The sequence below is a fragment of the Bartonella sp. AP7XZML genome, assembly GCF_042195745.1.
Lineage (GTDB): Bacteria > Pseudomonadota > Alphaproteobacteria > Rhizobiales > Rhizobiaceae > Bartonella.
The window spans coordinates 55,322-70,029 of the sequence record NZ_JBHIOT010000101.1 but is presented as its reverse complement, the minus strand read 5'-3'; the positions used below and the strand labels follow the sequence as shown (position 1 = coordinate 70,029).

At 36.4% G+C, this 14,708-nt stretch carries 9 protein-coding genes and 1 pseudogene; 5 read left to right on the top strand and 5 right to left on the bottom strand.

The annotated features are described in order from the left end of the window. Positions 1–198: 198 nt before the first annotated feature. The 3 genes from ACFILT_RS08545 (at position 199) to ACFILT_RS08535 (ending at position 3,030) form a co-directional block, all read left to right on the top strand. A complete protein-coding gene (locus tag ACFILT_RS08545; RefSeq protein WP_375678369.1) occupies positions 199–1,779 on the top strand; it encodes a hypothetical protein in 1,581 nt (526 codons plus the stop codon). Positions 1,780–1,800: 21 nt separating this feature from the next. Beyond that, entirely contained in the window at positions 1,801–2,142 is a 342-nt protein-coding gene (gene fdxA, locus ACFILT_RS08540; RefSeq protein WP_015856977.1) for a ferredoxin FdxA, read from the top strand. Between the two features lie 303 nt (positions 2,143–2,445). Beyond that, a complete protein-coding gene (locus ACFILT_RS08535) occupies positions 2,446–3,030 on the top strand; it encodes a CarD family transcriptional regulator (RefSeq protein WP_273790499.1) in 585 nt (194 codons plus the stop codon). A gap of 906 nt (positions 3,031–3,936) precedes the next feature. On the opposite strand, the pseudogene ACFILT_RS08530 reads toward ACFILT_RS08535, so the two are convergent. Together ACFILT_RS08530 and rpmF are read right to left on the bottom strand one after the other, a co-directional pair. Beyond that, a pseudogene (locus ACFILT_RS08530) lies at positions 3,937–4,684 on the bottom strand (tyrosine-type recombinase/integrase); the annotation flags it as partial. A 1,364-nt stretch (positions 4,685–6,048) separates the two neighbouring features. Beyond that, a complete protein-coding gene (gene rpmF / locus ACFILT_RS08525) occupies positions 6,049–6,228 on the bottom strand; it encodes a 50S ribosomal protein L32 (protein WP_005774555.1) in 180 nt (59 codons plus the stop codon). 424 nt (positions 6,229–6,652) lie between these two features. On the opposite strand from rpmF, the gene ACFILT_RS08520 reads away from it, so the two are divergent. Beyond that, positions 6,653–7,555: a polyprenyl synthetase family protein gene (locus ACFILT_RS08520; protein WP_375679904.1), complete on the top strand. Its 903-nt coding sequence runs from the start codon at positions 6,653–6,655 to the stop codon at positions 7,553–7,555. Between the two features lie 1,676 nt (positions 7,556–9,231). On the opposite strand, the gene ACFILT_RS08515 is transcribed toward ACFILT_RS08520, so the two are convergent. The 3 genes from ACFILT_RS08515 to ispG form a co-directional block, all read right to left on the bottom strand. Beyond that, positions 9,232–9,831, bottom strand: coding sequence for a hypothetical protein (locus ACFILT_RS08515; protein WP_375678367.1), 600 nt, complete (start codon positions 9,829–9,831; stop codon positions 9,232–9,234). A gap of 799 nt (positions 9,832–10,630) precedes the next feature. Continuing rightward, entirely contained in the window at positions 10,631–11,782 is a 1,152-nt protein-coding gene (locus ACFILT_RS08510; RefSeq protein WP_375678366.1) for an MFS transporter, read from the bottom strand. A 504-nt stretch (positions 11,783–12,286) separates the two neighbouring features. After that, the gene (gene ispG / locus ACFILT_RS08505) at positions 12,287–13,528 is read right to left on the bottom strand and encodes a flavodoxin-dependent (E)-4-hydroxy-3-methylbut-2-enyl-diphosphate synthase (protein WP_375679903.1); all 1,242 of its coding nucleotides are present in this window, start codon (positions 13,526–13,528) and stop codon (positions 12,287–12,289) included. Positions 13,529–14,377: 849 nt separating this feature from the next. On the opposite strand from ispG, the gene ACFILT_RS08500 reads away from it, so the two are divergent. Beyond that, the gene (locus ACFILT_RS08500) at positions 14,378–14,662 is read left to right on the top strand and encodes a hypothetical protein (RefSeq protein ID WP_375611728.1); all 285 of its coding nucleotides are present in this window, start codon (positions 14,378–14,380) and stop codon (positions 14,660–14,662) included. The last annotated feature ends 46 nt before the right edge of the window (positions 14,663–14,708 follow it).

Below are 14,708 nucleotides of genomic sequence, written 5' to 3'. Positions count from 1 at the left end.
ATTTGCAAATATAAAGCATCCAAACTGAATGAAAACTGAATGAAAAAAGAATCATTCAAGTTTTAAAGGCGCAAAGAAACAGCAAAAAATGACAAGAGTGATTGAAGCAAACGCAACAAACGTGTTAAAGAAAGAGCACCATTATGAAATTGTCGCAAAAAGCTTTTGACCAGTGTCACACTGAGAAAGAAAATGATCATGGATAGCAAGATTGTTCAACAGAATGAGATTCTTCAAGATGATATTCTCATTGAAAAACACGGAAGGGGTAAATTTGAAGGTTTTCGTTTTTATGCCAACAAAAACAGTACCGATCAAATAGCTGAGAAGCAAATTTCAACAGAGAATGAGAATTTGATTCTTGCTTTTTCCAAACGCGCGACACGTTTTTGTGCTTCTGCAAATGGAGATTTTACCCTCAGTTCTGATGGAATTGTGCGCTGGATTGGTCAACCCGTAGGACAACTTGTAGCAACAGAAGATTTTTTTAAACCAAAACTGATTGTTTTAGCAGATGAACAACTCACGGGAGAATCCCGCAATAACGTTGTGAAACGATTAGAACGCTTTGTCACCTTTCATTTTGAAACAACTTTAAAACCCCTGTTTGATTTGCGCAATGCTGATAATTTAACGGATTCAACAAACAGTCTTGCTTTACAACTTTTTAACTCTTTAGGGATTTTACCACGCCGCGAAGTCTTAGACATTGTCAAAAACCTTGCGCAAGAATCACGTGCCGTTCTTCGGCGTCTAGGCGTGCGTTTTGGCGCTTTTCATATCTATGTTGCCGGAATGCTTAAACCTGCTCCGGTTCAAGCCATTACTCTCCTGTGGAATCTTCAAAATGCGGGACAAGATCAAACTGGTTTGGGTGAAATTTTTTCAGCATTATCTGCTGGTCGAACCTCTTTGATGGTTGACCCTACCTATAACCGCCAATTTTATCAATTAGCCGGCTACCGAATCTTAGGGCAACGTGCTGTACGGATTGATATTTTAGAACGTCTTGCCAATCTCATCCGCCCCGCACTTCATTGGAAACAAGGAAGTGATCCCAGACCCGATGGAGCCTATGATGGCAAAAGTTTTTTTGTTACACCAGCCATGATGTCCATTCTTGGGGCCAATGGAAACGATATGGAAGAAATCCTCAAAGGACTTGGTTATCAATCGTACAGCATAAGCAATACTGTTTTTGAACAAAATCTCTTTGCACACCAAGCCTCTTCCCCTGTCAATAGGGCAATGCAAGATGTTCCTGCAGCAGAATGCGTTGGAAGTCAATGGCAAACAGTAAGCGATTTAGAAACAACACGAGAAGAAAAAAATACCTCATTCCCAAACACTTCATCCTCTGGTATTGAAAAACATCTCCATAAAACCAATCGTTTACCAGCAGCTGAACCTGTTGGGAATTTTGCCAAATCCCCTCGCTCTACAGAAGAAGATAAAGTTATTTTGTTATGGCATTATAAGCATCAATTTCCCCACCATGCACAAAAAAAACGTGATAAATTAGGAAATAAGTGGCAAAATAAATCGAAGAACGCTGTAAAAAAAGCGGAATACAAAAATGAAAATTCCCCTCAAGAAGCACCATCACAAGCAAAACGCTCTCATAAGTTCCACAAATCCCAAGGGAAACATGCAAATCATAAGCCCTTTCAAAAAGAAAAGCGCCTTAATCCTGATTCACCTTTTGCGAAACTAGCTGTACTACGCGATCAACTCACCAATCATAAAAACACGCACACACTTTCCTCTAAAGAGAATTAAAGTAACAAATGGAGTTTGATCTTGACCCACGTAGTAACCGACAACTGCATTCACTGCAAATATACGGATTGCGTTGAAGTCTGCCCAGTTGATTGTTTTTATGAAGGGGAAAATATGCTTGTTATTCACCCCGATGAATGCATCGATTGTGGTGTTTGCGTGCCAGAATGCCCAGCAGAAGCGATTTTACCTGATACAGAACCAGGATTAGAAAAGTGGTTAGAACTCAATCTTCATTATGCAAACAAATGGCCTAATCTAACCACCAAAAAAGATCCTCTTCCTCAAGCAAAAGAAATGGATGGTGTTCCAAATAAATTAGAAAAGTATTTTTCAGAAAATCCAGGAAGTGGCGAAGAGTAATGATAAAGTGTACACTCTCCTCCTTCAACGATTGAAAGACTTCTCTTGTAAAAATAAAAAATCCTTAAGCGAAATGATTGATTCTTTTAAATTTTGATGTTAGTGTTATTTTAACATGATCATCTTTCTAAGTATTTTTCTTTGCTTGTTATAGTAAAGCGGTGTATTTTTTTTTGATTTAAAAGTACTCGGCTTTTATGCTCACTTAATTGGTACAATATACTTGGTTAAAGAAAACTCAACCCTCAGGTTTATAACCTGTTTTCCGATACATTTGTTGATCATAAGGGAGTAAACTAAAATATGGCATCCCAACATGGAACGTCTTCCAAGACCAAAGAATTTGCAACCTCTGAATATATCGTCTACCCTACGCATGGAGTAGGACAAATTATAGCGATTGAAGATCAAGAAGTTGCAGGACATAAATTAAAACTTTTTGTCATTCATTTCGCGAAAGATAAGATGGATGTCAAAGTCCCCATTGCAAAAGCCCTTTCCGTTGGAATGCGTAAATTATCTGCTAGTGATTCTGTCGAACGTGCCTTAAAAGTTTTACGTGGAAAAGCACGCGTTAAACGGACCATGTGGTCACGTCGTGCACAAGAATATGATGCTAAAATCAACTCAGGAGATCTTATTTGTATCGCCGAAGTGGTCCGTGATCTTTTCCGCTCTAATCTACAGCCTGAACAATCTTACTCTGAGCGCCAACTTTATACAGCTGCTCTTGAAAGAATGGCCCGTGAAATTGCGGTTATCAATAGTCTTTCTGAAACAGAAGCTATCAATCTCATAGAGATGCATCTCTCCAACAAGCCGGAACGCGAGTTTAAAACTGAGAGAGAAGAAACAGATGAAAACAGTAAAGCTGTCTACGCTGCATAATACACTCTTTCATCATAATGATGATATTTCGATAAAACCAGCGAAAAGCTGGTTTTATTTTTTAACATCCTCTCTGCCCTTAAGGACAAAGTTTCTTAACCAGCGCCAATCTATAAACAATCTAACTTTTCGACAAATTCCTCCTCCTTATTTTCTTTCTTCATAGATAACAAACTGATTAATCATCATAATCTAGCATTATTCATATTAAATTAGAATCTTGAATATGGTAAGATTACTCATTTCAAATTGCTCTCATGTTGAATTAATCAAATCACTTGCTTGTCAATCACAAGCGGAGCTGATCTGTGGGTAAAAACTGTACAAAAAGAGTGAGACACTGTCTCAAGCACCAAAGGATATACCAACATTGGAATCTGGCAAGATGTGTAAGGGCAGGGCTTGCTTTTTTATTAAGCGTAAAGATCATAGTGCCGTTTATACACTACACCGAAACTTTACCATTTACCCCCTTCTACAAAACCATTGGAACATTCAAAAACACCGTCATAAAATGGATGCCACAAATATTGAAAAATATTCCTTTTAAAAAAAGCGTGACAGTACAACATAAGCATATTTTGTCTTGGGCACTCTATTTTGCATGAGAAGCATTCCCCCCATTAAAAAACGCGATAAAAAAAGCATGAACTAAAACCATCATCTCCATTCTGTAAAAGGCATTCCAAATACTTTTGAAAGCTGTAAAATTAACTTAAAAAATAACAATAAAAATGAACGTTAGCATTGCCCCTTTCAATTTCATATTTTTCCCAAATGAGGTTTCTCATTTCAGAGATTACGAGATATACGCAATATTCTTACTCCAATCGAACACAAAAAATCTAGAATGATTCATAGAACTCTTAAAAGTCTCAATCTCTGTTTCAAACAGACCGCTAAAGATTGGATATTCTCAGCAGGGATTGTCCATATAGCATCTTCAATCTGATCTTCACGAATATGACGCAAAGGATTGCTACGAACGCCTGTCAGGATAAGCAAACGCAAAGCCAGTCGTGTTATGGTGTTTTACAGAGTAACTGAATAAAGGCAGGAACATCTTTCCAATCCATGGCTAGTCTATTAGTGGTTTTATGACGTTGCTTACCTTAAGAGTGCGCGTGCTTTTTCCGTTGCTTGTAAATCAACATCCAAACCCTAATGCAACCGCATGTTTAAGACAAAGATTAAGACGCTTCAGTGCTGTCTGAGCTGTTCCAGCTTTTGCATACCAAATGGGAGAAAGCGTATTGCGTATCTCAATTTGCGTAATCTCTGAAACAGGCAGACAGCCTAATTTAGGGAGAATATAAAGGCGTAAGGGTAAAAACCAATCCAAGCTTTACCACCTCTTTTTAATTCAGCTTTACGACTTTCAAATGCATCTAAAGCAATGTTTTTTAAATAATGAAGATTACGCATTGCCTCACGCTTTTGTTCATCGCGTTCTTTAATGGAGTCACGCCCCTCACGTAAAACAGCACCCCACCCAATTGCCAATTCACGGGCTTGTTTTAAAGAAACATCTCTCAAGGCCCCCCCAAATGCCCATTTCGCGGCCCCCGTGAAAGGTATAACGGTAAATCCATTGACCACCCCCATCTCTTACGTTTGTGAAGAAGCAAGCCAGCACATCATTATATTTTCCAGCTCGTGGGTGTTACGACAGCCCTTGGCTTTTAAGACTCTTCATAAGAACCATTTTTAGTTCTTTCTTATACAAATTTTATCCACACACTCATCCCACTTGTGACGTGCAAGCAAGCGGTTTTGATTAATTTTAGATAGAGCGATTTGAAATGAGTGAATCTTACGTTATTCGGGGTTCTAATTCAATATGAAAAACAATGAATTATATATATAAATCAATATGTTGTCTAGTGATGAACAGATAACAAAAAAATCATAAACTTAGGTAAGAAACACTATAAAATCATTCATAAACCAGCTATGAACTGGAGAATCGTACCGGCTTTGATAAAATACTTTGCTCACCCCCACACATAACATATTTGGTTTTAAGTTTACTTATTTTTACAAGCTGTTCGCAACAAATCCCTTATATTCACAAAAATAAGAAAAATATATAGACAATTCTTAGTTCAAAAACATGAAAATACAGCGTGATATTCATAGAAAAGTCTCATATACCTTTATCATAAAAAGCACTAAAGGTTATTGAATGTGTACACCTTCTGTCTTGTAACGGTTTTCTCTTTTCTGCTCATAAGAAAGCACGCTAGCATCAGCATACACTTAACCCCAATATTACAACAATTCTTACATTTGAAAATATTCATTATAAACATTTTTCCTTTTTTATAGAGTTTTCACCCACATGCCAGCCCCACTTGTGACCGGAAAGCAAGTGATTGTCATTGATTCAACATAGGGAAAAATTTGAAATGAGAAAATCCTACGATAGACCTTCCATTCAAGGCGCAAAACAACAAATGATCTTTATAAATCAATGTGATGTCGATCTCTATTTTTTTAAGGAGAATCACATGTCACAATGTAAGCCTATAGACAAAACATTGCCTAAAATATTCTCATAAAAAACACCGGTATACTTAAAGCCTTACATGGGTCAACCGCCTTAAACAACGATATTTTACGGTCTAATAGGATTCCCTCTAAAGTAAGTAAAAATTAAGTGCGATACAAAATGATCCCATTACTGAGCTAACTTATATCAATACTCAAGCTCTTAACGAAACCATCATAAAAGACACTGACACAAGTAGTCCTTTATAGCCTCTCAAGAAAAAGCAAAAAACGCATCTTACCCAATGCATTCACTAATGAATCAAGAGAAGCTTACTACTTGAAAAGAGATAAAATGCTAAAGTTTAATCCCTAAAACGGAACACCCGCGACATATTCCCTTTCCCACATCAATAGAAGGCGACGCAAGGGAATCTCAATACTCATCTTAAAGCGAAAATGCACGCCCCAAACGTGCATTCACTAATGAATCAAAGGAAGCTTACTACTGGAAAAGAAATAAAACGCTCAGTCTTTAACCACTAAAACGGAACGTCCGCGATACATTCCCGTTTTCAAATCAATGTGATGAGGACGACGTAATTCACCAGAATTTTTATCTTCGATATAAGTCGGCGCCTTCAGAGCATCAGCCGAACGGCGCATGCCCCTCTTCGCTGGAGAGGTTTTTCGTTTAGGTACAGCCATAAAAAGACACTCCAAATCCATTAAAACAGAAAAAGCAATGTCAAAAATGACAATGCTTCATTTAAAACACCATAAAATTTGAGGATATTATACACTGATAAAAAAGAAGAGGCAATGTCAAAATAATCCTCCTCTTACTAAAAATGACCTTCTTGTTATCAAAAATGGTGTCACAATAATCAAATGAATATCAAAAACATTGCAAAATTTGACAATTTTATACACCAATGAAAGCTTTTTTATAAGACCTTCATTCAATTTTTATTTGGTTTAAAAAGGGATTTGCGCATACAGTAGAGATACAGATAAAAAGAGAAGTTGATTTTTAATAAAAAACGACGCCAATTTATGAAAACAAGAAAAAGCGACAACCTTTCTCTTTAAACTTCATAATTTCATTTTTGTAAAAACAAAGGAAGCAAGAATGCACGAATTTACCACCCTTCTTGCAAAATATGGAAACACCGTTGAAAAGCGGCTTGATACGCTGTTAAGTGATCAAATCCAAAATGGTGAAATTTCACGCCCTAAAAACTTAATCAAAGCCATGCGCTATGGTATGCTGAACGGTGGAAAACGCTTGCGTCCTTTTCTTGTGATTCAAAGTGCTGCACTTTTTGATATCCCCATAGAACATTCTCTTGATGTTGCATGTGCCTTAGAATGTATCCATTGTTATTCGCTCATTCATGATGATCTTCCCGCTATGGATAACGATATACTCCGGCGTGGAAAACCCACCGTCCATATAGCATTTGACGAAGCAACAGCAATTCTAGCAGGCAATGCTCTCTTAACATTTGCCTTTGAAATCATTGCCCATAAAGCTAGTACTTTATCTACAGATATTAGAATCAAGCTGATCACGTCTCTTGCACAATCGGCAGGACTTGGCGGTATGTTAGGTGGACAAATGCTGGACCTTGAAGCTGAAAAAAGACCGCAAGGAAGTACTGACATCATCACTCTACAACACATGAAAACAGCAGCCCTGATAAGTTTTGCTTGCCAAGCAGGCGCCATCATTGGCAATGCGTCCAAAGAATTAACCGAAAAGCTTACTGATTTTGGTACATATCTTGGTTTAGCCTTTCAATTAACCGATGACCTTCTTGACGTCACCGCCAACACGCAAACCCTAGGAAAAACGGCAGGGAAAGATGAAACGGCACAAAAAGCCACTTTTGTTCACCTTTATGGCATTGAAGAAACCCAAAAAAAGCGAGATACACTCATCAGTAAAGCAGAAGCATTCTTACATCCTTTTGGCGCTAAAGCTCTCCCCCTCCAACAAGCTGCACACTTTAGTGCAATACGCAAAAATTAAACTTCATCCGCCCTATTGCACATAGTGTAAACCATCATCTTTGTTAAATGCATAATAGACTTTTCAAAGAAACATTACCATTAATCCCCATTATAATCCTTATCATGAAATGGATGCGACAAATCTTGAGAGGAATTTCATTAAAACAAGCGCCGTGAATTTATAACACAAGTGCATTCTGGATATCCTATTTTGCATGAAAAATGCCTTCCATTAAAGACTAAAAGAAACAAAATGTAAAACAATGCGTAATCACCATGTTTTAAAAGATATTACAGTGGGTAGTGGGTGCTTTAAAGCCGAATAAAAAACAACCGGAAAGAGGAAAACTCGTTTTCTCCTTTATGTCTTTAATCTTCTAACGATAAGGCAAAAATAAACAGAATAAGTATACAACAAGGCATTTTATAAACCCGCAAAAAACAATAAAAGAAGTACGATGCCCTCAATAGAGAGTCGTAATTTTTATGCCTTTCCACGCTATCTTGTTGTAAAAGATCAAATATGGTCACATTCTGTAAATTCACTCGTGTATTGCTTGCTCTCTAAAAACACTTTTACAAAAGTGCTCGTTGTTTAGTTTAAGCATTATTTTTTTGAAGCTCGTATTTAAAATATCAGAAAAAATGAACATAATGGCTATTTTGATTTTTATGCCACCCTCAAAGAACAAAGTCTTTTAATACAATCTGCTCTGTAAACAGTCTAGTGTCCTACCGAGTAGGTTTCTCTCGCTTTCCACACATGCGATTCACTTAAACTAAAGACGCGATAAGCAAGACTTAAGAATATTCACCATGTACTTCTTAAAATACTTAATGTATCAAACAAGATACCTTCACCACCCCTCAAATGACAGTATGTTACGGCATAACAGGATAAATAAAACCACTAATTTCAATAGAACGAAAGACCAAAGCAGTATTATTACTGATCTCTCTTTTCTTAAGCTGGAAAGATATAACACATTGATTTATAATGATAATTCGCGGTTATTCAACTTGAATAAGAACCCTGAATACCGTAAGATTCTTTCATTTCAAATCTGTGTATATTGAATCAATAAAAATCACTTGCTTGCACCTCAAAAACAGAGAGAGCCGCGTAGGGCAAAACATCAAAGAAAAGACTAAAAAAATGCCTCTTATGAACCGTCTTAAAAGCCAAGGGCTGTCGCAACATTAGGGGCTAGCAAAGTGAATGATTGTGTCGGCATGCTCCTTCAAAAGCAGAAACATTTTTATTTACAAAAGTGTGTAAAACTTCAATTTAATAATAATCATGATCACTGTACAACTTTAATTCATCACGCCCTTTATCTCGTTTATTCAATTATCACATAAAAAGAGAATTGATAAGATTAAACAGAGAATGATCTTTGCAACAGAAAGATAAAAAAGTCCTTATTATTATATATAATAGCGCAATCTAATTTGTGATAAGTCGTTTTTTCAATCCAAGTGCAAATTTCCTCCTTTAAGTGCAATTTTCTTATTAAGATGAAAAGCATCATTGTAAGTGAACCTATGCCCGTTGTAAAAGCTGGAAAATATGTCCACCTTTTGATGACCATAATAAAAAAATATGCAACATGGATAAGAAAATGCCGCAATTATCAAGAGTATTATAGCCATTGAATATCCTTCGAGAGAATTTTTCTCATTATCCATTCAATGTCATTTGTAAATTCTTCTTGGTTTCATCATGTCATATATCGTGTTTAGCTCTATGCAAAAACGCGCTATCTGTTTAACATTTTCATCATCACCGGTCCTCATACTCGACACGAGATCAATCATTTGTGTTTCGAAACTCATGCCATTTTCACTTGAAGAATTAAGAAACTTTTTCGCGTAATCAATCATGGGGTCGGTAGAATTCATAGACATATTATAGGCCCAAATAAAATCGCTTTCTCTCCAGTTATAGTCATTACGCAAACTGCTTATGACATTGAGTAACATATCTGCTGATATCCATTCATTATAATCACCACGCAATAAATTAACAAAACGTCCACATAAAACAATCAGTATGTGACGATGCCGTATAATGTCAAACTTTGGTACGATATTCTGATAGCCATGGCTGTATACAAATTTTTTTGCTTGTTCATGCTTTTGAAAATGTTCAAAAGCGCCGTAATTTTCACTGATATATTTTTCGTAAAGTCTATCGTACTGTTCTAGACTATCCACGCGCGTACATCCCACCAATACAAATACAGAAAAAAGAGTTATCAATGTTACAACACGCGTTATGGATAACGATTTCATTGCTTTACCTTTTAATGACCATAATTTGTACGGCTTAACAGATTCCTATCAAATATATTAATATATGCTGTTTTCTTGTGGCTTATTTGTAGCAAATTGTACTCAACAATATTTCTGTACTTGGTTTTATTCCCTCTCAAAGAGGGGGGATGTCATTCAAAGTTTCCATAGATAAGTTTATTATCTGGATCAGAAATTTTCTAACATCAGAAAATACAGAGCTAACGCCACAATCAAAGAGAAAATACTCAAAAATGAGAATGTACAACGTAAAAAATTATCTCAACAAGATAATTGATATTTTAAAGAAAACAGCAATAAAACGCGTTAAATATATCAACAATAAAATCAGTCATGAGGAAAGCCTATTTGAACAGGCTATAAATTGTCCGACTGCTTAAATTAGCTCTAATGAGATAAAGTGTTACCAGTAAGGAACCAATGAAAATGAGAAAACTGCTCCATCACCATTCCTTAATAAGTATATAATCCGGCACAATCATGTTCTTTATCAGCGTCCAATCTTGTCAGCAACCCTTTGTGTAATATTCATGAGCAGCATTTTTATTTCTTTTGTAATGATTGTTATGCCATTTTAATGATTATTATGCCAAGCCCACTTATAACGTACAAGCAGATGACTTTGATTGCTTCAACATACATAGATTTTAAATAAGAATAACTGAGACTATTCAGTCTTTCTCATTCAACATGCAAAAACAACGATGCGCCTTAATAAATCAAAGCCTTGCCCCACTATGAAATCCTATAAAACACGTATCGTAATAAGTTAATATTCTCACTGAACTTTTTTGAGAGTTCCTTCTAAAAAAAATACTGCTAACAAGTAAATCAATAAATAAATAGCAAAAATATAAACGAGTGAGAAAAAGCCAAATATATTGACCATATACGCACTCATGTAAAAAAATACCAATAAGCTAAATCTCCCAACAGTTGACAAGAAAGATTCATATGTAGCCCTGAAATAATCACTAATACTATCATGCAAAACAACTTCTACACGAAGATATGTATACTTAATGAGATAAAAAATCATACAGACTAAAATGACAGCCATTTCTTTTCTTGGTTCAAAGAAAGCAACGGTAAAAATCAGTGAAGCCGAAAGAAACAACAGTAAAATAAAATTCACTCTTTCACTTAGTTTTGTAAAGAGAAGACTAGCCAAGAGCTGAGAGAACAATATAAGTGAAAATGTCACACCAAGATCAAAATAAGTGACATTAATATTATGATCTTTAAATATCCACTGCCAATACTGCGAGAATATATTGAAAAAGATCAATGAAAAATAAAAGCATAAAGAGATATAAGGAACTTTAATAAAAATAGATAACATCTCCTTAGCTTCACAAATGAGAGAATTCGCTTTATTTGGTTTTTTCTCCCCCTTCAAGTCATCAAGAAAAAACAAACCAAATAGTGTTGTCATCAACATTAAAAACGCCGCGATATACCATATATATTGGCTAGAATAATCAGCAAAATATGCCCCGATTAAACTGAATATAAACATGCCGATGTAATTATATTGAGAGCTGGAACCAAGCACTTTTTTAGTCGATGTCAATTTTTCTTTTGCATATTGAACAAGTAAAGCATTATAGGCTCCAGCAATTAATGTCAGCGATAAGGCATTAAAAGTTTCTGCCAAAAGAAAACCATAAAAGCTTGTAGAAAATCCCATGAGAAAGAGCCATGTAGCAGCAAAAGCCGCTGCCAAAACGATCGATATTTTATAACTTTTTCGATCAGCAAAATATCCCAGAGGAATATCGGTAACCATCATAATAAAAGCCTGAAACGACTTAATGATCCCAATATCAATAAGCGTTAAGCCTTTTTCAAGCATATAAAAGACAATAAAGGCGCCGGTTAAAATCCTTATACCGTTAAATAAAAAGCCAAACGCTAATATACTTGTCATGCACTCCCCCCAATAACGCCAAAAAAGGCACCCGTATACATCATTTTATATCAATATAAAAGCTTACATTTTACGACAAATAGGACTATAATCGCTATAAGGATTTCTAATCCTATCAATTTGATACCCCAAAAAATGCTGGGAAAATGCCTGAAAAATCAATAAACAATGTTCTTTCTATAATTTGATATTTGAAGAATCCGTTAAATATTTTACTGTCTCAAGAGCAGCCAAAAACCAGCAACAACATTTACGGATCTATTTAAAGTATTCATATCGTTTTGCTTAATAGTCTTAACACACTCAAACTCATTAATATCCTTCATAAGCTTCTGATTCTAAAACAGGCATATCATCTGGTTTTACCTAAAATAATAAGCAACCAACAACAGTATTGACCATAGCTAAAGCAGCAGCATACAACAGCACCATCTTCACATTGAAGACAGCTTGTTTTAAAAAAACGACACACCCTTTTTACTTCAACCTTATGCGATTTTTACCTCAACCTTGCCCAAAGCGTGTATGAATATAATCACTCAAAAGCGCTTCAAATTCTTCAGCAATGTGATCACCCCGCAAAGTTTTTACCTTTTGTCCCTCAATAAAAACAGGTGCCGCAGGACTTTCCCCCACTCCAGGCAAAGAGATTCCAATATCCGCATGCTTTGACTCCCCCGGTCCATTGACGATACATCCCATCACAGCAACCTTCAAGCTTTCAACGCCAGGGTATTTTTCACGCCAAACAGGCATATTTTTGTATAAATCTGCTTCAATTTTTTGTGCCAATTGTTGAAAGACCGTTGAGGTTGTGCGCCCACAACCAGGACAAGCCGCAACAACAGGCAAAAATTGCCGAAACCCCATCACTTGCAAAAGTTCTTGCCCCACCTTTACTTCTCGTGTCCGATCACCACCAGGTTTTGGTGTTAAGGAAATTCGTATCGTATCACCAATCCCTTGCTGTAATAAAATACCCAAAGCCACCGAAGAAGCAACAATGCCCTTTGTTCCCATCCCAGCTTCCGTTAATCCCAAATGAAGAGCATAATCACAACGCACCGCCAAGGTGGTATAAACAGCAATAAGATCTTGGACATCACTCACTTTAGCAGAAAGAATAATTTTATCACGTCCCAATCCCATCTCTTCAGCCCAAAGAGCCGATTGCAGAGCAGACTGCACAACAGTTTCCCGCATCACTTCAGCAACCGATAAAGGATTTTCTTGCTGTGCATTTTCATTCATAAGCCGTGTTAACAACGCATTATCAAGAGAGCCCCAATTCACGCCAATGCGAATAGGTTTATGATACCGACAAGCAATCTCAATAATTTCTGCAAATTGACGATCTTTTTTTGCGCCAAAACCAACATTTCCAGGATTGATGCGATATTTTGCAAGCGCCTCAGCACACGCAGGATGCTCAGATAAAAGCTTATGTCCAATATAATGAAAATCCCCAACCAATGGTACAAAAAATCCTAACCTCTCCAATCGCTCCCGTATTTTTGGTACAGCCGCCGCCGCTTCATCGCGATCAACAGTAATCCGAACCAATTGTGAACCAGCTTGCCAAAGAGCAGCTACTTGAGAAACAGTTGCATCAACATCAGCGGTATCTGTATTAGTCATTGACTGTACAACTATCGGGCTCTGCCCCCCAATAATCACATCACCAACAGCAACACCAACAGATCGACGACGCTCAAGTGGTTTAGATAAAAAATAGGTCGTACTCATCAAGTCCTCAAATTTTTAAAACCTGCGCTATCAATCATTATTTACATTGACTTCCTCCGCGCTTCAAAGGACGAAAATTACACCGCCCACCAATCTTAACAGATTGCTCTCAAAAGGTTCTACCTACTAACACTGATGCAATACAATTCATAGGTGGATTCATTCTATAGACGCACCGGATAAGTTCTACTACTTCTGTTCAAGTTTATACTTCTACACTTGGTTGCTTCAAAAAGAAACTGAAACAAAACAGAGACAATACTGTATTTTTAAGTTGCATACCGATACCTTAATCAACGTCACCACAAAACAGTGTTTACAACACAACAGATAACGCCTAACAAAGCGCAATTTTTAAAAATGCATGAAAGACATCGCCAAATTAATCCAACATATTGATTTATAATAATCTATTTTTTACAAATTTGAATAGCAACCCCAAATATCGTAAGATTTCCTCATTTTAAATCTTCTTAATTGAATCAATCAATACCACTCCCTACAGCCACAAGAGAATAGGTAGATAAAAATTCCTTATAAACTATTTCAAGTGCCAAAAGCTATCCCAACACTTTAAACAAACAAAAAAATGAAGACATCGCACACCATCTTTATGAATGAATCTTACACCATTTTGTAAAAATTTTTACCTTACATCCTTAACAAACACCATCACGAAATGAACTCAAGCACATTAAGAAATGCCTCATTAAACCCAAACTCTTAACTCTCATCTCACCCACGCGCGGCATTATCAATGCAACCTTTCAATTTTCAAGCCGTTATAGCAAAACCCCAAACACCATCCCAACTGTCACACAACAATTTAACACATGAAGGAGTCAATAAATGTGTCTATTTTCACCCCATAGAAAAAATGCTAAAATTAAAAAACGTATAGCACAATTAAAAAGAGAGCTGGTCCCCGTAAATCATTGGAGTTTTCAAAATGATAGCTTTGAAAATATTTCTGAGCTGTTTAACACATGGAAACAAAAAGGCCGTCACGCACTTTATCACCTCAACGAACATGCTACAGAATTAAAGAAAAAAGCGAAAGAAAATCCTAAAAAAACCCTCGCATTAGCAGCAGGAGTCGTTTTAGTAAGCTTCTTACTGATCCGTAAAAATTAATAACACAACCAATAACCTTCCCTTTTAATGCCCGCCTCAAAACGGG